The sequence below is a fragment of the Hyunsoonleella jejuensis genome, from assembly GCF_900111025.1.
Classification (GTDB): Bacteria; Bacteroidota; Bacteroidia; order Flavobacteriales; family Flavobacteriaceae; genus Jejuia; species Jejuia jejuensis.
On record NZ_FOFN01000002.1, the window covers coordinates 192,940 to 217,776 of the forward strand.

Annotated in this window: 22 protein-coding genes; 10 read left to right on the forward strand and 12 right to left on the reverse strand. The window is 33.5% G+C overall.

The annotated features are described in order from the left end of the window. Positions 1–5: 5 nt before the first annotated feature. The 3 genes from bshA to BMY39_RS07590 form a co-directional block, all read right to left on the reverse strand. Positions 6–1,142: an N-acetyl-alpha-D-glucosaminyl L-malate synthase BshA gene (gene bshA / locus BMY39_RS07580; RefSeq protein ID WP_092578219.1), complete on the reverse strand. Its 1,137-nt coding sequence runs from the start codon at positions 1,140–1,142 to the stop codon at positions 6–8. 97 nt (positions 1,143–1,239) lie between these two features. Next, on the reverse strand, positions 1,240–4,152 hold the full coding sequence (locus BMY39_RS07585) for a serine hydrolase domain-containing protein (protein WP_092578221.1): 2,913 nt from the start codon (positions 4,150–4,152) through the stop codon (positions 1,240–1,242). 286 nt (positions 4,153–4,438) lie between these two features. Beyond that, positions 4,439–6,088, reverse strand: coding sequence for a sodium/sugar symporter (locus BMY39_RS07590; protein WP_092578223.1), 1,650 nt, complete (start codon positions 6,086–6,088; stop codon positions 4,439–4,441). A gap of 157 nt (positions 6,089–6,245) precedes the next feature. Here BMY39_RS07590 and BMY39_RS07595 point away from each other — a divergent pair, with 157 nt between their 5' ends. The 6 genes from BMY39_RS07595 to BMY39_RS07620 all read left to right on the forward strand — a co-directional run bounded on the left by BMY39_RS07595 (position 6,246) and on the right by BMY39_RS07620 (position 12,531). Beyond that, positions 6,246–7,238, forward strand: a complete 993-nt coding sequence (locus BMY39_RS07595; RefSeq protein WP_092578225.1) for a GntR family transcriptional regulator — start codon at positions 6,246–6,248, stop codon at positions 7,236–7,238. A 10-nt stretch (positions 7,239–7,248) separates the two neighbouring features. Then, on the forward strand, positions 7,249–7,677 hold the full coding sequence (locus tag BMY39_RS07600) for a hypothetical protein (RefSeq protein WP_092578228.1): 429 nt from the start codon (positions 7,249–7,251) through the stop codon (positions 7,675–7,677). A 99-nt stretch (positions 7,678–7,776) separates the two neighbouring features. Further along, complete coding sequence (gene galK / locus BMY39_RS07605) at positions 7,777–8,925, forward strand: galactokinase (protein ID WP_092578230.1); 1,149 nt, start codon at positions 7,777–7,779, stop codon at positions 8,923–8,925. A 22-nt stretch (positions 8,926–8,947) separates the two neighbouring features. Then, positions 8,948–9,970, forward strand: coding sequence for a UDP-glucose--hexose-1-phosphate uridylyltransferase (locus BMY39_RS07610; protein WP_092579154.1), 1,023 nt, complete (start codon positions 8,948–8,950; stop codon positions 9,968–9,970). 172 nt (positions 9,971–10,142) lie between these two features. After that, entirely contained in the window at positions 10,143–10,898 is a 756-nt protein-coding gene (locus BMY39_RS07615; RefSeq protein WP_092578232.1) for a carboxypeptidase-like regulatory domain-containing protein, read from the forward strand. A gap of 61 nt (positions 10,899–10,959) precedes the next feature. Continuing rightward, on the forward strand, positions 10,960–12,531 hold the full coding sequence (locus BMY39_RS07620; protein ID WP_092578234.1) for a hypothetical protein: 1,572 nt from the start codon (positions 10,960–10,962) through the stop codon (positions 12,529–12,531). A 70-nt stretch (positions 12,532–12,601) separates the two neighbouring features. Here the strand turns inward: BMY39_RS07620 and BMY39_RS07625 are convergent, their stop codons facing one another. Then, positions 12,602–13,480, reverse strand: coding sequence for a PPK2 family polyphosphate kinase (locus BMY39_RS07625; RefSeq protein WP_092578236.1), 879 nt, complete (start codon positions 13,478–13,480; stop codon positions 12,602–12,604). 116 nt (positions 13,481–13,596) lie between these two features. On the opposite strand from BMY39_RS07625, the gene BMY39_RS07630 reads away from it, so the two are divergent. Beyond that, positions 13,597–14,361 carry a hypothetical protein gene (locus BMY39_RS07630; protein WP_092578237.1) on the forward strand — a complete coding sequence of 255 codons (765 nt, stop codon included), beginning with the start codon at positions 13,597–13,599 and terminating at the stop codon, positions 14,359–14,361. 1 nt (position 14,362) lies between these two features. On the opposite strand, the gene BMY39_RS07635 is transcribed toward BMY39_RS07630, so the two are convergent. The 7 genes from BMY39_RS07635 to BMY39_RS07665 all read right to left on the reverse strand — a co-directional run bounded on the left by BMY39_RS07635 (position 14,363) and on the right by BMY39_RS07665 (position 21,850). After that, complete coding sequence (locus tag BMY39_RS07635) at positions 14,363–15,526, reverse strand: sigma-54-dependent transcriptional regulator (protein WP_092578239.1); 1,164 nt, start codon at positions 15,524–15,526, stop codon at positions 14,363–14,365. A gap of 3 nt (positions 15,527–15,529) precedes the next feature. Then, positions 15,530–16,390, reverse strand: a complete 861-nt coding sequence (locus tag BMY39_RS07640; protein ID WP_092578241.1) for a DUF6268 family outer membrane beta-barrel protein — start codon at positions 16,388–16,390, stop codon at positions 15,530–15,532. 36 nt (positions 16,391–16,426) lie between these two features. Continuing rightward, positions 16,427–17,365 (reverse strand): mechanosensitive ion channel family protein, encoded by a 939-nt coding sequence (locus tag BMY39_RS07645; RefSeq protein WP_092578243.1) that lies wholly within the window; start codon positions 17,363–17,365, stop codon positions 16,427–16,429. Between the two features lies 1 nt (position 17,366). Then, entirely contained in the window at positions 17,367–18,680 is a 1,314-nt protein-coding gene (locus BMY39_RS07650) for an ABC transporter permease (RefSeq protein ID WP_092578244.1), read from the reverse strand. Positions 18,681–18,683: 3 nt separating this feature from the next. Continuing rightward, positions 18,684–19,619 (reverse strand): ABC transporter ATP-binding protein, encoded by a 936-nt coding sequence (locus BMY39_RS07655; protein ID WP_092578246.1) that lies wholly within the window; start codon positions 19,617–19,619, stop codon positions 18,684–18,686. A gap of 539 nt (positions 19,620–20,158) precedes the next feature. Next, entirely contained in the window at positions 20,159–21,277 is a 1,119-nt protein-coding gene (gene dnaJ, locus BMY39_RS07660) for a molecular chaperone DnaJ (RefSeq protein WP_092578248.1), read from the reverse strand. Between the two features lie 9 nt (positions 21,278–21,286). Beyond that, complete coding sequence (locus BMY39_RS07665) at positions 21,287–21,850, reverse strand: nucleotide exchange factor GrpE (protein WP_092578250.1); 564 nt, start codon at positions 21,848–21,850, stop codon at positions 21,287–21,289. 168 nt (positions 21,851–22,018) lie between these two features. On the opposite strand from BMY39_RS07665, the gene BMY39_RS07670 reads away from it, so the two are divergent. Next, positions 22,019–22,675, forward strand: coding sequence for a YceI family protein (locus BMY39_RS07670; protein ID WP_092578252.1), 657 nt, complete (start codon positions 22,019–22,021; stop codon positions 22,673–22,675). Positions 22,676–22,861: 186 nt separating this feature from the next. On the opposite strand, the gene BMY39_RS07675 is transcribed toward BMY39_RS07670, so the two are convergent. Continuing rightward, positions 22,862–23,374 carry a fasciclin domain-containing protein gene (locus tag BMY39_RS07675; protein ID WP_092578254.1) on the reverse strand — a complete coding sequence of 171 codons (513 nt, stop codon included), beginning with the start codon at positions 23,372–23,374 and terminating at the stop codon, positions 22,862–22,864. A gap of 128 nt (positions 23,375–23,502) precedes the next feature. On the opposite strand from BMY39_RS07675, the gene BMY39_RS07680 reads away from it, so the two are divergent. Together BMY39_RS07680 and BMY39_RS07685 are read left to right on the forward strand one after the other, a co-directional pair. Next, positions 23,503–24,060 (forward strand): RNA polymerase sigma factor, encoded by a 558-nt coding sequence (locus tag BMY39_RS07680; protein WP_092578256.1) that lies wholly within the window; start codon positions 23,503–23,505, stop codon positions 24,058–24,060. Beyond that, positions 24,057–24,833 carry an anti-sigma factor gene (locus BMY39_RS07685; protein WP_092578258.1) on the forward strand — a complete coding sequence of 259 codons (777 nt, stop codon included), beginning with the start codon at positions 24,057–24,059 and terminating at the stop codon, positions 24,831–24,833. Before BMY39_RS07680 ends, BMY39_RS07685 begins: the two co-directional genes overlap by 4 nt. Positions 24,834–24,837: the final 4 nt, after the last annotated feature.

Here is a 24,837-nt window from a genome sequence, read left to right on the forward strand (position 1 = left end):
ATAAACTATAACACCAGACATTTGGACAATGTATCTTGGTAGATAGCTTCATATTGAGGTACTATTGCATGCAAATCAAATCTCAAAGCTTCTGTTCTAGCGTTATGCTTAAATGATTTTAAACGTTTTTCATCCCCTAGGATGTAAAGTGCGTTTTTAATCATATCATCAATATCGCCTACATCACTTAAATAACCAGAAACACCATGAGTGTTAACCTCAGGAATACCGCCTGTATTACTTGAAATAACGGCCACACCCGAGGCCATAGCCTCTAAAGCGGCCAAACCAAAGCTTTCGGTCTGCGATGGCAATAAAAACAAGTCGCTAAAACATAGAATTTTATCAATTTCGTTACTTCTTCCAAAGAAAATTACCTTATCCAAAATTCCTAAATCCCGACATTGGTTCTCTATATTTTCTTTTTCAGGCCCCTCGCCTATAAACATCAATTTTGCAGGCATTTCCTTCTGGATACCGTAAAACACCTTGATAACATCTTGAACACGTTTTACAGGTCGCAAATTACTAATATGTGTAATAATTTTTTCGTCATCTTCTGCCATCATACCTCTTTGGCAATCGGTAAAACTATGATTATATTTATCTAAATCTATAAAATTAGGAACCACATGAATATTGTTCTTAATGTCAAATAAGCGTAGTGTATCTTCTTTCAAACTTTGTGACACAGCAGTCACCGCATCAGATTTATTAATACTAAAGGTTACTGCGGGCTTGTAGAACGGGTGACTTCCCACTAGGGTAATATCTGTACCATGAAGCGTTGTAACTATTGGTAAATGAATACCCTCTTCCTGTAACATTTTTTTAGCCATATAAGCCGCATACGCATGAGGAATAGCGTAATGCACATGTAAAATCTCAATTTTATGTAACTTAACCATATCTACCAATTTACTAGACAGTGCTAGTTCATAAGGCTGATAATGAAATAACGGATACTCAGGAACATTTACTTCATGATAATGCACATGATTGCTTAACAGTTCTAGTCTAACCGGTTGATTATAGGTTATGAAATGAATTTCATGACCACGTTTAGAAAGTTCTAAACCTAATTCTGTTGCCACAACACCACTACCGCCAAATGTTGGATAACAAACAATTCCTATTTTCATATATTTTGTTTTAAGTGTATTAAGTTACATGTGCCAAAGCTTAGTTGATACTAAACTTTAAACGCGTATAACTTAAAACTTTAAGTACTTTAATTTATCAATCTTCAATTGCTTCATAAATAAAGCGCTGAATTTCTGTTCTAATATTTTTCCTAAGCAATAGATTTTTTCCAGCATTTGGATACGTTCTATTTGCTAAAAACACATAAACAATTTCTTCTTCCGGATCTGCCCAAGCATAGGTTCCTGTGAATCCTGAGTGCCCAAAACTAGTCATTGAAATACAACCGCAAGTTGGACCTTCTTCATCTAATTGTGGTTTATCAAAACCTACGCCTCTCCTATTATCTTTTTCACAATAGTAACAGGTATTAAACTTATCAATAGTATTAGGACTCAGATACCGTTTTCCTCCATAAAACCCTTTTTGCAGATACATTTGCATAATTTTGGCAACGTCGTTGGCATTACTGAATATACCTGCATGACCACCAATACCATTCTGCATTGCTGCTCCCATATCGTGCACGTAACCTTGTATTTTTTGGTAGCGGTAATAGTCGTCAACCTCAGTAGGCACAATATGTTGATTGCTTATTTTTCGATTGGGATTATACATGGTATAATTTGCGCCTAAAGATTGATAAAAATGTGTTTGCACTAACTCATCCAATCTTTTGTCGTAATGCTTCTCAATAAATTTCTTTAAAATATAATAAGGAAAGTCACTGTAACGATAGCGTAAACGGTCTAAAAGCTCTGACTCGCGAATTATCTTTTGAATAGAATCCTGATAATCAGTTCTTAAATATAAATTTTTGGCAACTTCAACGTTATAACCTTTACTACGTTTTGTTTTATAGTATTTTCCGCTAGGGCGTTTAGTGACACTGTCTAAAGTGTGATAATAAAATGGTTCCCAAGGCCGTAAACGTGCATAGTGCGACAACATTTGTTTTATGGTAATATCTGCTTTATTTGAGCCTTTATATTCTGGCAATAATTCAGACAGTGGGCTATTAAGTGACACCAAACCCTTTTCTTCCATCTCCATAAGTAATGGTAATGTGGCTAGGATTTTGGTAAGTGAGGCTACATCGTAAATATCATCAAAAGACACTTTTTGTTTGCCTTCGTAGGTGTGTTTTCCAAAGTTCTTATTATAAATTACTTTGCCTTTTCTAGCAATAAGCAACTGAATACCCGGTGTCATCATAGAGTCAACCGCTACTTTTGCTATAGAATCAACACGTTTCAATTTTTCAGAACTCATACCTACACGTTCAGGAAGTGTATACCCCAAGCGCTTTAAACTATTAATTTCTAAACCTTCTCCTGCTTTAAAAAACTCACCAACAGACACCGGTAGTTTTCCTTTAGAAGCAATAGCTCCAAATAAAAGTTGGGCAGATTTTTGCTGTGAAATTTTACTATTTTGATAGCTTACCACAATACTTTCAATATTTTCAATACTTTTCAAATCATTTAATGCGTAAGGCTTTACAAAAACATCTAAAATAACATCATGGGTACGGGCAATTTCGTGAAGCCAAACCAATTCCTCGCTTGAAAACTTATACGATTTCCATGGATTTTCATCTGAACGATGAAATCCAATTATAACCGTATTGTACGATTGAAGTTTTTTCATAAGTTCATCAAGCTTACCTGCTTCAATCCTATGGACTTTTGTATATTTTTTTAATTCATTATAAAAATGACTGCCACTGTCATCACCTAAAGCAACATACGCCAAGGTTTTCGTTTCTAATTGTTTTAATGGTACTAAGTTACTTTGGTTCTTCACTACAGTAATTGCATTTTCCAACAATTCTTCATAAAGTACATCATCTTCTAAACGATTCAAATCCTTATCTAAATTATATAAACCAATCGGCTCGTAATTATTTAGCCCCACCTTATACTTCGCCATTAAAATCTTTTTAACAGAATGTGCTAAACGTTCTTCTGTAACTTCGCCATTATTGTATGCATCCATGATTTTATCAACACCTATTTCTACATCTTCAGACATCAGCATCACATCGTTCCCTGCTTTAAAGGCAGCCAAATCTATATCGCCCGTATCACTAAAATTCGAAGCACCTTTCATAGTTAAGGCATCTGTAAATATAAGACCTTTAAAGCCTAAAGAATCTTTTAAAATATCTGTAACTATATGTTTTGATAATGAAGAAGGGAAGCCTTCGCGAGATTCTAAACTCGGTACGTTTAAATGTGCTACCATAACACTGGATAGCCCCTTACTTATAAGTTTTTTGTAAGGATACAACTCTACGGAATCTATACGTTTCGCATCAAAACTTATGGTAGGTAAAGTGTGATGTGAATCTGCTTCGGTATCGCCATGACCTGGAAAATGTTTAGCATTAGCCAAAACACCAGCCCTTTGCATACCTTCCATAAAAGCCAAAGCTTTTTCTGTGACATTATCTCTATCTTCTCCAAAAGAACGATTGCCAATTATTGGATTTTTGGGATTTGTATTAATATCAACAACTGGAGCAAAATTGAAATGAACACCTAAGCGTTTGCAATGTTCCCCTATTTTTCTCCCAGTCTGTTCTACCAATTTGTTGTCTTGAATAGCACCTAAAGCCATATTGTATGGAAAAGCATAAGTTGAGTCTAAACGCATGCTTAAGCCCCATTCTGCATCCATACCAATAAGCATTGGCAGGTTAGATATAGCTTGTAATTCGTTATTTAAACTTGCTTGACGTTTTGGACCTCCATTAGAATAAATAATACCTCCTATATGATTTTCTCGTATCAACTTAATCACCCTATTCTTTATAACCGAATTTTGATTAGACATCACTTGAACCATGTATAGCTGTCCCACGCGTTCTTTGAGTGTCATGGAATTATAAACACTATCTACCCATTTTATTTGGGCTTCTAGGTCTTCAGATTGTAGTGGGTTTATATTGTTTTGTCCACTTATTAAAGCACAAGTAAACAATAGGATATATAAGAAATGGCGCATAGGGGATTAATTAAGCAAATCAATTAGTTAACTAGTGACTAATAATCATGCCAAAATAACACTTTTAAAAAAAAGAGGAAAACACTTTATGATAGTTTTAAAACTAATCTGTGAACATCCGATTTAACTGTTCCTTCTTTGACCCAACTTTTACTTTAGTTTAGCCTTATGATTTATTTTTTTATTTTTCGTGTAGCTTTAATAGTCGCATACTTATCCCCATAAATTATAAAAGTCCTTAACGTTATGGCTAAGGACTTAATTTATTTTAATGTTATAACCAGTTTTACCAAAACAACGCGTAAAGCACTGTTAAAATTAACAAGACAGCAAACGAACCTATATTAAATAGTGGTGATGTTTTAAATAGTTGTTTTGTAATAGGAATACCTTTTGCATCATCGGCTCCTTTGTGTTGTACATAACTGAATAAAGCAATTACCCCCATAGTTAACAAAAGTGTATACCCCATTTGATCCATAAAAGGCACATCAACAAAAAATGACGAACTAGACCATCCCTTAGGGGCCACTTTAAAGTACATTGCAATAGGAATTGATGCTAATGCCCCAATAATTGCAGCTTTGTTTGTAGTTTTCTTCCAAAACAAACCTAATAAGAACACAGCTAAAATACCCGGGCTTACAATACCAGTATATTCTTGTATAAATTGGAATGCCTGGTCTAAATTGCCTAATAAGGGAGCGACTATACATGCTATCACTAAAGCCACAAAAGCTGAAATTCTTCCAGTATTCACTGTTGCTCTATCACTAGCATCCTTATTAATGTATTGTTTATATATGTCCATTGTAAAAATTGTCGATGTAGAATTTAACATTGAAGCCAACGAGGATACAATGGCAGCAGCTAAAGCCGCAAAGGCGACACCTTTTAAACCAACAGGCAAAAATTGTAATAACCAAGGATATGCCTTATCTGCTTGACTTAATGAAGGTAAATTTTCAGAGGCGCTTACACCTAGTCTTGCCATAATTTCGGGATCATTTATCATTACATAGGCTGCTATACCAGGAATTACAACAATTAATGGGATAATTAATTTCAAAAACGCAGCAAACAATATACCTTTTTGCGCTTCTTTAAGTGATTTAGCAGCCAAAGTTCTTTGAATAATATATTGGTTGAACCCCCAATAATATAGGTTGGCAACCCACATACCCCCTACTAATACGCCTAAACCAGGTAAGTTCTTATATTCTGGATTAGATTCATCTAAGATCATTTCAAAACGCCCAGGAACAGTTTCGAAAACTGTAGTTAAACCAGATATAAAGCCTTCTCCACCAGATACGGTGTTTAGAGCTAAATACGTGGTAACCAATCCACCTAAAACCAAAAATATGACTTGAATAACATCCGTCCAGGCAACTGCCGAAAGACCACCATACAAAGAATAAGCCGCTGCGAATAGCGCTAAACCTATTACGCCATAAATCAGTGGAATGCCCATTATGGTTTCTAAAGCAAGAGCACCCAAATAAAGTACGGTAGTTAAGTTTACAAAAACGTATAGTGCTATCCAAAAAACTGCCAATATGGTTTTTAAATTAGTGGAATATCTTTTTTCAACAAATTCAGGTATGGTGTAAAGCCCTTTTTCTATAAAAATCGGTAAGAAATATTTACCAACAATTATTAAGGTTATGGCCGCCATCCATTCGTAGGAAGCAATAGCTAATCCTGAAGCAAAGCCAGAGCCAGACATACCAATAAATTGTTCTGCAGAAATATTAGCCGCAATCAAAGAAGCTCCAATAGCCCACCATGGTAAAGATTTACTCGCCAAAAAATAATCTTCAGCATTTTTTTGATGCCCTTTTTTATCTCGGGACACCCATAAACCTACACCTAAAATTAATATAGCGTAAGCAATAAAAACTACATAATCCCAAGTATCAAATCCTGATGTCATAATATTTAGTTTAGTTGTTTAATGCATCAAATATATATATTTATAATTAAAGATTTTTACGTTTGATGTACATTTAAGCAGAACACATTAACATTTTATCATACTAGTAGGGTCTAGTAGGTTTTATGCAGATAAAATTTATATCTTTGTACTAATAATGATTACAATAAATAAAAAAATAGGAGTTCCTAAATACCAACAAATCGTTTTTTCTATTGAAAAAGCAATTGTACGAGGTAAATTAAATAAAGGAGACCAAATACCTTCCATAAACGCAATAAAAAAAAAGCACAACCTATCGCGTGATACAGTCTTAATGGCTTTTAACGAATTAAAGAATAGGGGCATTATTCAATCCGTTGTTGGAAAAGGTTACTATGTTACTAGTGAAAACATAAGTATTAAACAAAAGGTATTACTACTATTTGACGAATTAAATGCTTTTAAGGAGGATTTATTCAATGCTTTCATTAGTAATTTAAGTGAAAATATTGAAGTTGACATATACTTTCATCACTTTAACCTAAACGTTTTCAAACGAATAATAGAGGATAATAATGGTAATTACAACAGTTATATAATTATGCCTGCAAATTTAAAAAATACTGATAAAACAGTTAACAAATTACCAAAAGAGACGGTGTATATTCTCGATCAGATGCCTTGCGAATTGAAAGATTATTCAGGTATTTATCAAAATTTTAGAAAAGATATTTATAATAATCTAGAGAAAGCCTTTAGTCGCATTGTCAACTATAAAAAGCTATTACTAATATTTTCTAATGATAAGCAGCCTCAAAGTATGAAAGATGGATTTATCGCGTTTTGTAAGGACAGAAACATACCTTTTGAAATCTTAAATTCCGTAGATGATTATATGATAAAAAAAGGTGATTTATATGTTGTACCTGATGATAAAAGCCTGCTTCAAATTATAAAAAAAATGAAATCTCTCAATTTTACTCTAGCTGAGGATATTGGCATTATTTCTTATAATGACACATTGCTTAAAGAAATTGTTGAAGGTGGAATCACTACGATTTCTACTGATTTTACAGCTATGGGCAAACGTTTAGCAGAAATGATTCAAAATGAAGAGCATCAGCATATAGAAAACGTAAATCACCTAATTTTAAGAAATTCCCTTTAAAAATATTCAATTGTATCTAGTAAAAAACAATAAAGCGCAAAACCTTCTAGAAATTAATAATTCTATAAATTCGGTTTACGGTAAAACCTATTTAGACCGAGGTTTGAGTCTTCAAGAGGTTACACTTGGCGCTCATAAAATTATTCGGAATTTATCACCCCTAGATTATTCAAAGACCTATATGATGAATAGTATTGAAAAAGTGGTTTTAGGAGAGCATCATATTTCTACAAGCACGCAAAGTATTGAAAATGGTAAATCCATTAAAATCAAAAGTCAATTTATTGATGATTGCTGGATTTTATATTCTGATAAAGTTGTTTTTAAAACACCTCAATACAATTTACAATTAGATACTAACGGGAATAATAATTTTTTACAAGAGCTTTCCCCACCAACAGAAAACACAAAAGCCTTAAGGCTTACAAAAGGGCTTTAAAGTAGCTTTAACAAAAAAAGATTACAAAAATTAAAACCAAACGAAAGCTACAACATCAATTGGTCACTGAATATTAACAGTAACTAAACTTCAATTGTAATGAGCGACAAACTGATAAAGGATGTAAAAAAAGCATATATAAAAGCCTTTAAAAAAGAGCCGTTGTTAATATTTTCTCCAGGTAGAATAAATATTATAGGTGAACACACCGATTACAACGATGGCTTCGTATTTCCGGCCGCTGTTGACAAAGGTATTGCAGCGGCGATTCAGAAAAGTGATACTGGTAGCTCTACTGCAATTGCATTAGATTTAGACAGTACTATTGAGTTTGAACTCAATAAATTAAGGCCTTCTAAACAAGGTTGTTGGGAAAATTATGTGTTTGGTGTTATTGCCGAAATACAAAACAGGAACATTGTTGTGGGTGATTTTAACATCATTTTTAAAGGCAATATTCCTGGAGGTGCTGGTATGTCATCTTCTGCTGCATTAGAGAACAGTGTGGTATATGGTTTAAATGAGCTTTTTGATTTAGGTCTTACAAAGCATGATATGATTTTAATATCACAGAAAGCAGAACATAATTATGTTGGGGTGAAATGTGGTATTATGGACCAGTATGCAAGTATGTTCGGGATAAAGAATAATGCCTTGCATCTAGATTGTCGCACGGTGGAATCCAAACCTTATAAAATTAATTTTAAGGACCATCAATTGATGTTGATAAATACTAATGTAAAACATAGCTTATCTGATAGTGCATACAATGACAGACGTTCGGCTTGTGAGCGCATTTCAGAATTACTTGGTATAAAAGCGCTTAGAGATGCTACAGAAGCAGATTTAGAAACTATAATAGACAAAGTTACTCCGGAAAACTATCAAAAGGCTTTATTTGTGATTCAAGAGAATTCTCGGACGCTGAAGGCTGCAAAGGCTATTGAAGATGATGATTTGGAAAAATTAGGCGCTTTAATTTATCAATCGCATAATGGATTATCAACGCAATATAAAGTGAGTTGTGATGAACTCGATTTTTTAGTAGAACAAGCCAAGAAAAACAAGCATGTTTTAGGTGCAAGAATGATGGGTGGTGGCTTTGGAGGTTGCACAATTAACTTAATAGCTAAAAATGAAGCTAAAGCATTTGCAGAAACCGCATCTAAGGCTTACAAGAAAAAATTTGATAAGGAATGTTCCGTATATTTCGTAAAGTTATCTGATGGAACTCATTTGGTTAAATAAACAATCTATAATGCGTTTTAAAATGGAAGATACCAAACTACAAGATTATTCACATAAACGATACAATATATTAACCGGAGAATGGGTGCTCGTATCTCCACATCGCGCAAAACGCCCTTGGCAAGGACAAAATGAGGCGGTTAATAATGAAAAGAGGCCAACGTACGACGATAAATGTTATTTGTGTGCAGGAAACACGCGTATAAATGGTGAAGTAAACCCCAAATACGAAGATGTATTTATTTTCACGAATGATTTTGCGGCTTTACAAAGTGATTCTCCAACTTTTTCGGTTAATGACGGACTTTTAGTTGCACAGAGCGAAACAGGTATTTGTAAAGTGATATGCTTTAGTCCTGATCACTCTAAAAGTCTGGCGGATATGTCTTCTGAAGAAATTCAAAAAGTAGTTTATGCATGGCAAGAACAATATAAAGAACTAGGCAGCAATCCAAAAATCAATTACGTACAAATTTTTGAAAACAAAGGAGCCGTTATGGGATGTAGTAACCCACACCCACATGGGCAAATATGGAGCCAATCCACATTACCAAATGAAGTCGATAAAAAAAATACGCAACAATTAAACTATTTTAATAACAACAATAGTAGTTTATTAGGTGATTATTTGACCCAAGAATTAGAAAAGAATGAACGTATCATTTTTGAAAATGAAGGTTTTGTAGTATTAGTTCCATTTTGGGCAATATGGCCATTTGAAGCTATGATTGTTCCAAAACGACATATGAGTAATATTTCAGAAATGGTGGATACCGAAACATTGCAATACGCTGAAGCCATCGCTATATTAACTAAAGCCTACGATAAAATCTTTAATACATCATTTCCTTATTCAAGTGGTATTCATCAATCACCAACCGATGAAAACAATAATACACACTGGCATTGGCACATGAGTTTTTATCCCCCATTATTAAGAAGCGCTACAGTTAAAAAATTTATGGTAGGTTATGAAATGTTTGGTTCTCCGCAACGCGATATCACTGCTGAAACTGCTGTAAAAATGATGAAAGCATTGCTATAGTAAATACTTGTAGTCTTCAAAAGTAAATTTAATGACTCACAATAGCACTTATAGCTTAACGATAAGCTATTTAGCAGGGCGCTCTTTATAATGATAAATTGTTAAAATATTATAAATTACAGGTATTAGTGAGTTAAAAAAGTTTACTTTGAACTTTATAAATTTTGAACTCTTGAAATACATCATCTTACTTCTGTTTCCTATTATAGGATTTTCGCAAAATATAAAAGGAAAAGTTTACGACAACGAATCCACTGTTAAGGGTATAAAAGTTTATAATGTTAGTAAGAAAATATTAACATATACCAACGAGGATGGTAATTTTGAAATTTCAGCCATTGTTAGTGACACATTACTTTTTGAATCTTTATTTCATCATTCTAAAATAGTAAAACTCAAGCAAAGCGATTTTGAAGATGTGAGAGTTTTTGAGTTAAACAAATCAGTGAATGAGCTTGGTGAAGTACTCATAAGCAATGACGATGAAGATTTTAATCCTTTAGAATATACACAAAATGCTGAGCGTGCGTTAGATAGAGATATGAAAAACAACATGCAATTGTATATTCCTCAATCCTCTTATTCTAGCGGGCTTAACTTTGTAGAAATAGCAAAAATGATTGGTAAACTCTTTAAAAAGAAAAATAAGAGCGAACACATTGAATATATTACTTACAAAGATTTAGATTCACTGTTTAAAGTAGACGAATTGTTTAATTTAAATTTAATTGAAGAAGATTTAAATATACCAGAAAAATATGCACATTTATTTTTGGATTATTGTGAGACCAAAAACCTGAATAAAGATCTCATTACCGAAAAAAATAAAGTTATTCTTCTAGATTCGATGGTGAGATTCAGTAAAGATTTTATAAAAATTACCGAAACATTTGAAGCCTCTAAAGATTCGTTGCGCTTAAAAAACTAATATCATACTAATTCTTCGTTTCAAAAGTTATATTTTTAGCCATATTTATTTTTGATACCCAATGAAGAAGTACATCTACATTTTACTAACTATTTGTTTTTTGGTGCTTTGGAGCTCCTGTAGAAAAGATTTTGAATTTTCAGCAAGTACAGGAAGCCTTGAGTTTTCCAGAGATACTGTGTATTTAGATACCATTTTTACAAATATAGGTTCTAGTACGTATAACTTAAAGGTCTATAACAGAAGTAATGATGATATATTGATTCCTACCGTGAGATTAGGTTTAGGAGACGCATCGCAATACCGCTTGAGTGTTGATGGACTTACAGGAAAAACTTTTGAAGATATTGAGCTTTTGGCAAATGATAGTCTATTTATTTTTATTGAAACTACAGTTGATATTAATAATTTCCCAAACCCTGATGGCGAGTATTTGTATACAGACCAAATAGAATTTGATTCTGGCGGAAATTTACAAGAAGTAGAATTGGTTACGCTTATTAAGGATGCAACATTTATATTTCCAGATAGGGATAACACTACAAAAATACAAGAAACTATTAATTTAGGCACAGAAGATGACCCTGTAAGAGCAGTAGGTAGAGAGTTAATGAATGATGAACTTATCTTTACCAAGGAAAAACCTTATGTAATTTATGGTTTTGCGGCTGTACCTGAAGGACAAACACTTACCATTGAGGCTGGAGCAAGATTACATTTTCATGAAAACTCTGGAATTATAGTGCAATCAGGTGCTTCCATTAATGTAAATGGAGCATTAAGTACAGACCAAGAACTTTTAGAAAACGAAGTTATTTTTGAAGGCGATCGTTTAGAACCTAACTTTTCAGAACGCCCAGGTCAATGGGCTACTATTTGGTTACTTGATGGTAGCGTAAATAATACATTCAATTACGCAACAATTAAGAATGCTATAGTTGGTATTTTGTGTGATGGTGATGCTAATGCAACTGACGATAAGCTTACTATTACCAATTCGCAAATATATAATTCTGGTAGTTTTGGTATATTAGGCAGAAACACTTCTATTACAGGAGAAAATGTAGTTCTTAATAATGCAGGTCAGTCCGTACTTGCAGTAACATTAGGAGGTAAATACAATTTTACGCATTCTACTATAACAAACTATTGGCAAAATGGTCCACGCCCATTACCTGCCCTTTTAATAAATAATTTTTTGAGAGTATTAGACGAAAACGAAAATGAAGTTGAAGTTATTGCTGATTTAAGTGAAGCGAATTTTAATAATTGTATTATTTACGGAAATGATAATCCAGAATTTTTAGTAGATCAATCTGAAGAGCAAACAGTAGATTTCAATTTTAAATTCACGAATTGTTTGGTGCGTTTTGATGATAGAAACGATAATTTTACAGGACCAAATTTTGATTTTGAAAACATGGGGTTATACGAAAATGTTATTTTCAATGAAGAACCCAACTTTTTAGAACCCAATGAAAATATGTTAATTATTGGTGATGACTCTGCTGCTAACGGACAAGGAAATACCACCTTTGCAAACCAAGTGCCAACAGATATTTTAAATGTAAATAGAACAGCTTCTCCTGATATTGGTGCTTATCAGCATATTACGTTTCCAGAAGAGGATTAATATATAATGGTACTAAAAAACTGTAGTATAAAAAAATCAAATCAGTTCGGCAAAGCGACAACGCGAATGATTACTCACGCTCTAACTGCGCTTTATAAACATCTAAATTAGCTTTAGTTTCCTCATCCAATTCAGGTTCTTGTATATCGGTATATTGGCTTAATACATCGTACATAATTTTAGCCACAATATAGCGTGCTGTTGGCTTATCATCGGCTGGAATATTATACCATGGGGCATGTTCTTTAGATGTTCTATTCATCACATCTTCATAGCATTTCTGGTATTTATCCCAAAGTTCACGCTCCTTTAAATCACCAGCTGAGAATTTCCAATTCTTTTCCTGTTTGCGTAAACGTCGTAATAAGCGATACTTTTGTTCATCTTTTGATAAATTCAAGAAGAACTTAAAAATTATTGTGCCATTTTCAGCAATGTGCTTCTCAAAATTATTAATCTGTTCAAAACGCTTATCCCAAAACGCTTCATTTATGTCTTCAACAGAATTTACATCTGGCAAATTTTCATTTAAAATATAATTTGGATGTACTCGTGTGACCAAAACATTTTCGTAATGCGTACGGTTAAACACCCCAAATTTCCCACGTTGTGGCAATGCAATATAGTGCCTCCATAAGTAATCATGACTCAACTCTAAATCTGTTGGCACTTTAAAACTGTGCACCTCTACACCTCTTACATTAAAGCTTTTAAATACTTCGCGCACCAAACTATCTTTACCAGAAGTATCCATTCCTTGTAAACATACTAAAACCGCATATTTATCGTGCGCATACATCGTATTTTGTATGTTGCTTAATAATTTACGCGTTTTTTTTAAGGCACTTTTCACATCATCTTCGGGAACTTCCAAATCATACGACGTTGGTAAATCTTCGATATTTATTTTTGAAATGATTTTAAACTCTGATTCTTTAATGTTTTTCATACTTAAAATGCTACAATATTCGCTGTGGTAAATATAAGACTTTTCATGTTTTCGATGTATTACAATCAGTTTCATAATGATTTGATTATGTTTGTACACCTACTTATGTTATAATTATGAATAAATTTTACTTAACCCTACTACCAATTCTCTTAATTTCCTGTAGTATTTTTGCTCAAAACGATTGCGAACGTGCTAATTCCCGTATTGTTGCTGCATATTCCCATGTAAAAAAAGCTTATGATTCTAGAAATATTACCGACATAAAATATTTTTCTGTCCGGTCTAAAGAATCTTTTGAAAACTCTAAGATAGATTTAGAAACCTGTGGTTGTAAAATTGCGCATAAAAAAGCGCTGGATGCTATTAACCTTTTGACTAAAGTAGCTACAGTAGATATTTATGAAGATGCTAGGTTTTTTGTGAAGCGCACGAGAGATATAGCAAAAGAGGCAATGATTAGTATTGATGAATGTAGTTACAAAAGCACAAATAAAGTTTCAGTAAATGAATCGGCAGCAATACTTACTAATAATGATCAGAATATGCTAGATTTACAAAAGCAACAATTAGTACTTAAGCAACAACAAGATGCCCTAGAGACAAAAGCAGAGGAAATTAAACTACAGCTAATGTCTGAACAACTCAAGAAAAACAGAGCATTAATAGAACGTTATAAAGCGATAATTACTACAAACATAAAAACATTTAATCATTCTTTATCATCAATGTCATGCAATGCCAAAACTATTGCTCAAACCAACACCAACATTGCCGTAAACTTAGATAATAAAAGCTCAAAGGAAATAAGTTTGTTCTATAAAAATAAACTGCAAATGATCACTAACGAATACTTAATGTTGTTGAGTTCGTGTAATTAGATTATTTACTAGCAAATAGTTTTACATCTTGCTCACTAACTTCTGAACCTCCAAGAATAATTAATCGTTCCACTACATTTCTCAACTCACGGATATTTCCAGTCCAATCGTAATCCTGTAAAAGTTTTATGGCTTTATCAGAAAAACTTTTTTGGGCTGTTCCTTGCTCATCGGCAATTTTCTTTGCAAAGTGATTTACTAAAAGTGGAATATCATCACGTCTTTCATTTAAAGCAGGTACTTTTATTAAAATCACGGCAAGTCTGTGATATAAATCCTCACGAAACTTTCCATCTTCAATTTCCTTTTTTAAATTCTTATTGGTAGCAGCAACAACGCGAACATCAACTTTAATGTCTTTATCGCTACCTACACGTTGAATTCTACTTTCTTGAAGTGCTCGCAACACTTTTGCTTGTGCAGACAAACTCATATCCCCAATTTCATCTAGGAAAATAGTACCGCCATTCGCAGCTTCAAATTTACCAGCCCTATCTTTATTTGCGCTTGTAAAAGCACCTTTAACATGTCCAAACAGTTCGCTTTCTATCAATTCACTCGGTATTGCAGCACAATTTACTTCTATAATAGGACCTTTAACGCGCTCGCTCTTTTCATGCAACCAATGTGCCACTAGCTCCTTTCCTGTGCCATTAGGGCCAGTTATCAAAACTCTAGCATCGGTAGGGGCCACTTTGTCAATCATATCCTTTATTTGAGAGATGGAATCACTTTCCCCTATCATCTCATATTTCTTGCTTACCTTTTTCTTTAGAATTTTATTTTCTACAACTAATTCTTTTCTATCTAAGGCAATTCTAACAGTATTTAATAATCTATTTAAATCTGGTGGTTTGGAAATATAATCAAACGCTCCTAAGCGCATCGTATTTACCGCAGTATCTAAATCGCCATGACCGGATATCATCACAACAGGTGTTTCAGGTTTTAATTTACGGGTAGCTTCTAGCACTTCAACACCATCCATTTTTGGCATTTTTATATCGCACAGCACCAAATCATAATCCGTTTTTTTAATTTTATCCATTCCAGCCAAACCATCCTCTGCTTCCTCAACTTCATAAGTATCATTTTCCTCAGAAAGGATTTTCACCAACACACGTCTTATAGCCGCTTCATCTTCAATAATTAATATTTTAGGCATATTTTATATTTTAAATTTAATTCCTGATCTTAAATAAAACGCATTTACCTCGTCTAATTTAAAAACTTCATCTCTATTTTCATTACGCAGTACATTATTTAGTCTAAACGTATATCCTGTATACAAATACCCTACCAAATTTTTGGTGAACAAGTATTCGTAACCTAATCCTCCAATAGCCACAGAAAGTGAAATATGATCTACACTTTGTCCGTTTATAACCGACGGTTCTTGTAAATGCGCTAAATAACCATCTAACCCAACAAAGGCCTGAATATTATTTTTATTATCTATAGCGTACTTTATATTCGATTTTGGCACTCCGGCATTAAAGCTCCATTTTTCATTTATTTCTCTGTAATAACTCACAAAAGGCAGTGGAAATGGTAATCCTACCGTTGCATTGTAAGTTAAACCCAAAATTAAGCGGTATGGGCGTTTTAACGTTTCATCATCTCGCCTATCATTAATTACAAAAACACCTCCATTTAAAAAATAATCGTCGGAAACCAAACGCTTAGTAAGTGTTGATGCAATTCTAGGATTAAATTTTAAACCTATGCGTATATTTTTATTCCATTTAAAGGTATAACCAATATTGGCATCTATAATATGGATTCGTTTTAAACCTCTAGTGTCAAACGGATAGTTTTCTTCCAAATCTAAAATTACTTTATTGTATTCAACGCCTAAAACTAGGTAAGTGTCTTTTTTTAATTTTAGTGGATAATTTAATAAGGCGCGCAATCTGGTATAATCATCATCAGTATTACTTTGAGGTATAAATGAATATTCCAATCGTGCTAAATCTGTAAGTTGAGCGTGCCCATTTTGTATTCCCAATACGCATAGCAAAAATATCATAAAACATGAAAACCTGTGCGACATTTAGTTGCTTCGTTATTTGATTTCTGAAAGATTTGATTTAATATGAATATCTCTTTGAGGAAATGGAATTGTAATATTATATTCTCTAAAAAGTTTATCTATTTCAAATCTTAGATCACTTTTAGGAACTGCTCCAATAAAACTATTGTTAAGCGTAAACATCAATCGGAACTCTAAGGAGCTATCTCCAAAATTATCGAAAAACACTTGTGGTGCAGGATGTTTTAGTACCATTTCATGAGATTCTGCTGCTTGTAACAATAATTTTTTCACCAGTTGTACATCGCTACCATAAGCAACCCCAACATGAACACTTTCCCTAGTTACCGAGCCATTTTGAGTCCAATTATATAAACTATTTGTAAGGTATAAATGATTTGGTATAATAAGCACCTTGTTATCGATAGTTACGGCCCTTGTAGTACGTAGTTTAATTTCTTCTACGCGTCCCACTTTACCTTCTAGCTCAACGATATCGCCAACTTGAACAGATCGGTCAACTAAAATAAAAATACCCGAAATTATATCTTGAAATAGTGTTTGCAACGCTAAACCCACACCGATTAACAGGGCTGCAGATGCTGCAAATACCGCGGTAACATTCACACCAATTGAATCGAAAACCACAAGCATTACAATAAAATAAATAACCCACCTTGCAAAAGAAAATACAGTGTTAAATTTCACCTTGTCTTCTTTGGGCATTTTTCTTGTAACAAGTTTTTTTACAAATCGTAATACGAAAGATGTTATAATAAGAACTAAAACAACCAGCAACACATACCCTACCGTTAATACAACCTGATGTTCGTCGTTACCTTGGCCCACAGGAAAATCTAAAATTTTATAATTCAGAAAATCTGAAATAGCCTGTCCTACGGTAGTCTCCTGTAATACTTCACTAATACCGTCAACTTCCTTGTCCTTTATATCTTTTAGTTTCTCTTGCATTTTAATACTTAATCCACTTTAATAATTCTTTATAACTTGGTTTTTTGCCATACATTAAAATACCGACCCTGTATATTTTTGCCGCAATCCAAACGGTAAACATAAACGTACCAATAAGTAATCCTAAAGATAACAATTGTTGCCAAATTGGAACACCAAACGGTATGCGCATTAACATAACTACTGGAGAAGTAAACGGGATAAATGAAAAAACAGTTGATACCGTGCCATGTGGGTCTTCAATTACAGTAAAAATACCAATATATACTGCCAATATTAAGGGCATAATAATAGGAAGCATAAACTGTTGCGTATCTGTTTCATTATCTACCGCCGCCCCTATTGCAGCATAAAGCGAACTATACAACAAATAACCGCTAATAAAAAACAGAACAAATGCCACAATTAAATTAGTAAGCGGTAAATTAAAAAATCCTTGAATTGCCCCTAACAATTGATTGTTTACCTCAGGGTTTTCCATAGCCTGCTGAATGGCTGCTTGTTGCGGCGTTTGCATTTGCGCCATATCGATCCCAAAAATTGCCGAAACCACAAATAGCAATATACTACCAAGAATTAACCAAATAGCAAACTGTGTAAGTCCAGCCAAAGATGTGCCAATAATTTTACCAAGCATTAACTGAACAGGTTTTACAGAAGATATTATCACCTCAATAATTCTACTCGTTTTTTCCTCGATAACACTGCGCATTATCATATTGCCATAAATGATAATAAACATGAATAACAAATAGCCTGCGGCACCACCAAAAATAAGTTTTATTATACTATCCGTTTTAGAGGACGTTTCTCCTGTAAAGTTTTCTTGAAAAATATCAACATAGACTTTCGAAGATTCTATTTTTTCTACATCAACACCAACCTTTTCATAATTCATTAACGTTAAGTGTTTTTCTAGTTTGTTTTCCAATCTGGAAATGACAGTTAAAGATGGGGATTCTTCTGAGTAAAACTTTATGCTATTTGAAATATCTTCAACGGTAGATTTATCTTGAATATGCAAAAGTCCATACCCTGAAGTTTCAGTAACCAACAATTTAGCATCTTGAAGCGACAGCCCTTCCAGAATATTATAGGTGGTGTTGTCAGTATTCGTAAAAATAGTTGCAACTTGTCCCGATTCATCTAAGATTGAAATAGTTCTTACTTTATCATTGTTTAACTGCGATAAATAGGCCACAACGCTAATGAGGGCAATCATGATGATAGGGCTCAAAATCGTCATGATGATAAATGACTTATTTTTAACCTTTGATAAATATTCACGCTTTATAATAAGAGGTAAATGATTCATGTTTTATTGAAGGTTATTACGAGTTACTGTTTGAATAAAAATATCGTTCACGCTAGGAATTAATTCTACAAAATAAGACACTTCTCCTTTTGATGTTAAAAAATTTAGCAAATCGTTAGCGCTTTGGTTTTCATTAAGTTGAATATTTAATTTTAACTCATTATTTAATGTTTTAAAACTAGCAGGTGTAATTTTAAAAGTATTTGAAAGCTCCTGTTTTAATGTTGAATTATCGGGGACCGTAATTCCTACCTCAAACGTATTTGATTTATAGGCACGTTTTACGTCCAAAATTCTTCCATCTAAAATTTTGTTGGATTTATGAATAAGCGTAATGTCATCACAAAGTTCTTCAACAGATTCCATTCTATGTGTTGAAAAAATTACAGTAGCACCGTTTTCGCGTAGCCTTAAAATTTCGTCTTTTATTAAGTTAGCGTTAATTGGGTCGAATCCTGAAAAGGGTTCATCAAAAATCAACAATTTAGGTTCGTGTAATACCGTAACCACAAACTGTATTTTTTGGGCCATACCTTTTGAAAGTTCCTGGATTTTTTTATTCCACCAGTCGCCAATTTCCAAACGTTCAAACCAATATTTTAAGCGTTCTTTAGCAACCGCTTTACTTAAACCCTTTAGTTGTGCCAAATACAACGCCTGCTCACCTACTTTCATAGATTTGTATAAACCGCGTTCCTCGGGTAAATAACCAATATCGCTAATATGAGATGCTTTTAAAGGCTCACCATCTAGAATTACCTTACCCGTATCGGGTAATGTAATTTGGTTTATGATTCGAATTAAAGTAGTTTTTCCTGCTCCATTTGGCCCCAATAGCCCATAAATACTACCTTTAGGAACATTAATAGAAACATTATTTAAGGCTGTAAAATCCCCGAATTTTTTACTTACACCAATAACTTCCAATAGGTTATCCATTCACAATTTTTAATTATTATTAATCGTAAAGATATTAAATGTATATGAGTTGAAAACATGTAAACATTTCAAAATATCTAGGGAAGAATTGACAAGAACTTTTAGATAATATATTCTCCTTGTTACTCTCCCTTTCACCGCAAATAGTATTGATTTAATACACCCCAACTTTAGTATTTAAATGTAACTTCAAACAAGTAACCTCTTAAAAACAAAACCCACCCTCAATCGAAATTAAGGATGGGAAAAAAATTGCTATGAAAAAGAAAAATTATCACTAAAGTTATTTAGCGATATTCAAAGATAGTTTTTTTTTCTTAACTAATAGCAAAACTATTAAGATAAGTTGCTTCTTACGCAAAAAAAATTCCGTTTTGCAACGGAACTTCTTGTTCTATTAAAGGATGGTAAATCCTTACTATGTTTCGTGAAATAATGATAGAAAAAATCTATTCTTTTTTTAACAGATTTCACTTCTATTGAAATTAATCTTATTCGAAACCCTATAACTCTGAAGACCTAAATAACTTTGATTTTCACTAAGAAAACATATCTTTTACCTTTTCAAAGAATGATTTATCTGAACTTTCAGGTTTTGGGGAAAAATGGTCGTCTCCCATCATAGCCTCAAAAAACTCTTTTTGTTGTTTGTTTAAAGTTTTTGGTGTCCAAACATTTACATGTACCAATAAATCACCTTTGCCATAACCATTTAAACTTGGGATACCTTTACCGCGTAAGCGTAAAATTTTGCCTGATTGCACTCCAGATTCAATCTTTATGCGCACCTTGCCAGTTACGGTATCTATTTCTTTTGAAGTTCCCAAAACAGCCTCCGGGTAGCTCACGTACAAATCATAATGTAAATTATCGCCTTCACGTTGTAAGCGTTCGTGATCTATTTCTTCAATAGCTACTAGTAAATCTCCAGAAATCCCATTTCCTGGCGCCTCATTACCTTTACCAGAAACTTTAAGTTGCATACCATCTACAACACCTGCAGGAATTTTAATAGATACCGTTTCTTCAGTAAGTTTTAAACCCTGAGCATCAGCATCCGAAGGTTTTCTGTCTATAGTTTGTCCTGCACCACCACAAACATTACACGGTGCAGAGGTTTGCATTCTTCCTAAAATAGTATTTGTTATTCTGGTAACCTGTCCTGTGCCTTGGCATGTAGAGCAGGTTTTGTAAGTTGTTCCTGGTGCTTGAACTTTACGTTTTACCTTTATTTTCTTTTCAACGCCATTAGCCACTTCTTCTAATGTCAGCTTTACGCGAATACGAAGATTACTACCTTTAACACGACGTTGTCCACCTCCACCGCCGAAGCCAGAGAAGCCACCGCCACCGAAAGCACCACCAAAAATGTCTCCAAATTGACTAAATATGTCGTCCATATTCATGCCGCCGCCACCAAAACCACCGCCGCCTTCAAAGGCTTGGTGACCAAATTGGTCGTAACGTGCTTTCTTATCAGGATCGCTTAAAACTTCGTAAGCCTCAGCTGCTTCTTTAAATTTGGCTTCAGCTTCTTTATCATCTGGGTTTTTATCTGGGTGAAACTCAATAGCCTTTTTCCTGTAAGCTTTCTTAATTTCACTGGCACTTGCACCTTTGCTTACTCCTAAAACTTCGTAATAATCTCTCTTTGCCATGATTTTGCTTTATTGACCAACAACAACTTTTGGAAAACGAATAATAGTATCTCCCAATTTATAACCTTTCTCTACAACATCTACAATTTTACCTTTTAAGTCATCGCTTGGAGCAGGTATTTGAGTAATTGCCGTGTGTATTTCGGCATCAAAAGTATCGCCTTGTTTTACTTCACAAATTGATAGACCTTTCTTTTCTAACGTAGATAATAGTTTTTGGTAAATTAATAATACACCTTTACGCAACTCTTCTGCCTCTTTATCTTCTTCAATGTGCAAAAGTGCACGCTCAAAATCGTCAAGAACTGGTAAAAGCTCTAACATAATTTCTTTACCAGCGGTTTTAAACAATTCTACACGCTCTCTTGATGTTCGTTTTTTGTAGTTCTCAAACTCAGCAAATAAACGTAAAAACTTATCCTTTTCGTTTTGTAGTTCTTCTTTTAACTTATCCTCTGCAGATAATTCATCCGTCAACTCTTGTTCTTGTTGTTCTTCAACAGCTACAGGCTCTTTTTCTAAACCGTTAGCTTGCTCTTCTTTTATGTCTTTTGCTTTATTTTTTTTACTCATCTTGTATCCAATTAATACTGCTATAATTCGGTTGGCAAAAGTACTGCCATTATTATTAAAATGCCATATTGTCACTAAAAATTTTAACAAAACTTTTGTTTAACTTTTTTTGCGTTCTGTAAAACAAATTTGTTACTTTTGACGTTTTAACACTAAAACTGATTAATTATGAATTCAAAATTTAAAATGATATTGTTTATGAGTGCATTTGCTCTTGCACTTGTAGGATGTAAGGATAAGGCAAAAGAAGCACAAACTTCTGATGCTGAAGCTGCTGCAGAGGCAAAAGCTACTGCGGTAAAGTATGTAGCAGATGCGGAATCATCGTCTATTGAATGGAAAGGCTTTAAGCCAACAGGAACACACAATGGAACCATTAAATTATCTTCTGGTGTCGTAAACGTCAGCGATGGCGCTGTTGAAAGCGGATCTTTTATAGTAGATATGGGTTCTATTAATGTATTGGACATTCCTGCTGAAGATGAACAAAATGGAAAATTAGCTGGACATTTAAAAAGTGCTGACTTTTTTGATGTTGAACAGTTTCCAAACGCTGCATTTGAAATCACAGGAATTAGCGAAGTAGAAGGAAAAACTATGCTTTCTGGTAACTTAACGCTTAAGGATGTAAAAAATAATATTACATTTCCTGTTACGGTTTCTGAAAATGGAGAAACTATGACATTATCAAGTGAGACGTTTACAATAGATCGTTCTAAATGGAACGTGCAATATGGTTCTAAATCGTTTTTTGATAATCTAGGTGATAAGTTTATCAACGATGATATTGAGCTTAAGGTTAATGTAACCGCAAAAAAAGCTTAAAACGAGGAGTGACTAACTCAAACTTTTACAAAAACCATCTTATGAAAATGAGGTGGTTTTTTATTTACGTTACATTATTTGAATCACTTTTAATTTTATAAAATCGCTTCTAAAGACTGTCAAATAGAACAAAAAAAACGCCCTATAACATAGGGCGCCTTCCTTTTCATAACAGTTTCTTCCCAATTACTTAGGCATCACTACTGTGTCAATTACATGAATAACACCATTACTTCCCATCACATCTGTCATTATTATTTCACTGTAATTTCCGTTTTGGTCTTTCAACCATATTTTTCCATCTTTTTGCTTTACGGTTAATTCTTGTCCGTTAAGCGCCTTCAACGTTACCATGCCTTTATTTTTCTTCAAGGCTGCAACTACTGCCTTAGCATCTAATTTTCCAGATACAACATGATATGTTAAGATATTGGTTAAGGCTTTTTTATTCTCTGGCTTTAATAAAGAGTTTAATGTATTCGCATCAATTTTTCCAAATGCAGCGTTATTTGGAGCAAATACAGTAAAAGGACCATCACCTTGTAATGCACCTACTAAATCGGCTGCTTTTAAAGCTGCCACTAGGGTTGAGAAATCTTCATTTCCAACGGCTACATCGACAATTGTTTTTTGAGCAGAGGCGAACTGACTTATTGTTAATGCTACTACCGTGGTTAAAATAAATACTAACTTTTTCATAATAATTTTGTTTTTTGGTTAAACTAAATTGCACTTTTTTCGTTTTTTGAAGTGCTTTCATTTATATTTACACAGGTTTGTTTCCGCTGGATGAACCCATCCTGCTTTTTGGGAAATCTTTAACATTTATGCACAATAACGAGATACTTATTTCAAATCTTAAAAACAAGGATGAAGCTGCCTTATCTCAACTTTATGATGCCTATGCACCTGCTATTTATGGCGTTATTTTTAGAATGTGCAAGGATGAACAGCATGCTCAAAACATTTTACAAGACACGTTTTTAACTATTTGGGATAAATCACATCAATATAATCCTGAAAAGGGTAAATTTTACACATGGGCATATAGGATTGCGAAGAATAAAACATTAAATTTTTTAAGATCGAAAAAAAAGCTCATCCAAACCGAAGATTTAAGTGTATATAAAGATGAGACCGAAACATTAAAAGATGAAGTTGATACGTTTCAACTTAAAGGATATTTAAATAAGTTAGAACCGCATCATAAAAAAGCTTTGGAATTAGTCTTTTTTAATGGTTTAACACATAGAGAAGCACATAAAGAAATGGATGTGCCATTAGGAACCTTTAAATCTTATATAAAACAAGCCTTAAAAAAGTTAAAGCTAAGTTACGACAAGGCAATTGTATGGTTATTGATTTTAATTGAAGTGATACGATGATGGATAAAGCCTACATATTGGAAAACGGAATCATAGAGCAATATCTATTAGGCGAACTCCGTATTGAAGAAGAGTTGGCCCTAGAACGCTTATTGGTTGAAGATGAAGAATTAAAAGCAAGATTTAAAATTGTTGAAGCCAGTTTTGAAACCATGGCTTTTGATAATGCTATTAATCCTCCAAAAATGGTGAAAGCTAATTTGATGGACAGCATAAAAGGTACCGATATAAAAGTACTGCCTTTACAAAATAAAACTCCTTTTAAATCTTATTTAGCAATTGCAGCTAGTATTGCAGCTATCATGATTATGGGAAGTGTTTGGATGTACTCGCAACTAAATGATACCAAGCAACAATTGCAAATCGCAAAAGAAAAAAATTCTATTTTATTGAAAGATATTGAAGGCTTAACTACCAACTTAGAAAGTGCATCTACATATTTAGCTATTTTAAATTCAACAGACACAAAACAATACATCCTAGAAGGGAACGCTCTTTCACCTGAGGCCAAAGTGGTAAGTTATGTGAATCATAGAGATAAAAAAGTAATCGTAAATGCTGCAGAATTACCACAATTAGATGCAGAACACGACTACCAAATGTGGGCAGATGTTGATGGGGAAATGATTAATATGGGTGTTATCAATAAAGATACTCAATTATTAGCCATGAATTATATTAAAGATGCTGCATCTTTGAACATTACTATTGAGCCCGCCGGTGGAAGCGACCATCCTACAGTTTCCAGATTAATTACAAATGTTTATTTGTAATTTT

Excerpts from the sequence above, each read along its gene's own strand:
- BMY39_RS07610 (WP_092579154.1), top strand. The coding sequence starts at position 8,948 with ATGGAAGATACCAAACTACAAGATTATTCACATAAACGATACAATATA.
- BMY39_RS07620 (WP_092578234.1), top strand. The coding sequence starts at position 10,960 with ATGAAGAAGTACATCTACATTTTACTAACTATTTGTTTTTTGGTGCTT.
- galK (WP_092578230.1), top strand. The coding sequence starts at position 7,777 with ATGAGCGACAAACTGATAAAGGATGTAAAAAAAGCATATATAAAAGCC.
- BMY39_RS07655 (WP_092578246.1), bottom strand. The coding sequence starts at position 19,619 with ATGGATAACCTATTGGAAGTTATTGGTGTAAGTAAAAAATTCGGGGAT.
- BMY39_RS07635 (WP_092578239.1), bottom strand. The coding sequence starts at position 15,526 with ATGCCTAAAATATTAATTATTGAAGATGAAGCGGCTATAAGACGTGTG.
- BMY39_RS07675 (WP_092578254.1), bottom strand. The coding sequence starts at position 23,374 with ATGAAAAAGTTAGTATTTATTTTAACCACGGTAGTAGCATTAACAATA.
- BMY39_RS07685 (WP_092578258.1), top strand. The coding sequence starts at position 24,057 with ATGATGGATAAAGCCTACATATTGGAAAACGGAATCATAGAGCAATAT.
- BMY39_RS07665 (WP_092578250.1), bottom strand. The coding sequence starts at position 21,850 with ATGAGTAAAAAAAATAAAGCAAAAGACATAAAAGAAGAGCAAGCTAAC.
- BMY39_RS07585 (WP_092578221.1), bottom strand. The coding sequence starts at position 4,152 with ATGCGCCATTTCTTATATATCCTATTGTTTACTTGTGCTTTAATAAGT.
- BMY39_RS07630 (WP_092578237.1), top strand. The coding sequence starts at position 13,597 with ATGAATAAATTTTACTTAACCCTACTACCAATTCTCTTAATTTCCTGT.
- BMY39_RS07670 (WP_092578252.1), top strand. The coding sequence starts at position 22,019 with ATGAATTCAAAATTTAAAATGATATTGTTTATGAGTGCATTTGCTCTT.
- BMY39_RS07680 (WP_092578256.1), top strand. The coding sequence starts at position 23,503 with ATGCACAATAACGAGATACTTATTTCAAATCTTAAAAACAAGGATGAA.
- BMY39_RS07650 (WP_092578244.1), bottom strand. The coding sequence starts at position 18,680 with ATGAATCATTTACCTCTTATTATAAAGCGTGAATATTTATCAAAGGTT.
- BMY39_RS07625 (WP_092578236.1), bottom strand. The coding sequence starts at position 13,480 with ATGAAAAACATTAAAGAATCAGAGTTTAAAATCATTTCAAAAATAAAT.
- dnaJ (WP_092578248.1), bottom strand. The coding sequence starts at position 21,277 with ATGGCAAAGAGAGATTATTACGAAGTTTTAGGAGTAAGCAAAGGTGCA.
- bshA (WP_092578219.1), bottom strand. The coding sequence starts at position 1,142 with ATGAAAATAGGAATTGTTTGTTATCCAACATTTGGCGGTAGTGGTGTT.
- BMY39_RS07645 (WP_092578243.1), bottom strand. The coding sequence starts at position 17,365 with ATGCAAGAGAAACTAAAAGATATAAAGGACAAGGAAGTTGACGGTATT.
- BMY39_RS07595 (WP_092578225.1), top strand. The coding sequence starts at position 6,246 with ATGATTACAATAAATAAAAAAATAGGAGTTCCTAAATACCAACAAATC.
- BMY39_RS07640 (WP_092578241.1), bottom strand. The coding sequence starts at position 16,390 with ATGATATTTTTGCTATGCGTATTGGGAATACAAAATGGGCACGCTCAA.
- BMY39_RS07590 (WP_092578223.1), bottom strand. The coding sequence starts at position 6,088 with ATGACATCAGGATTTGATACTTGGGATTATGTAGTTTTTATTGCTTAC.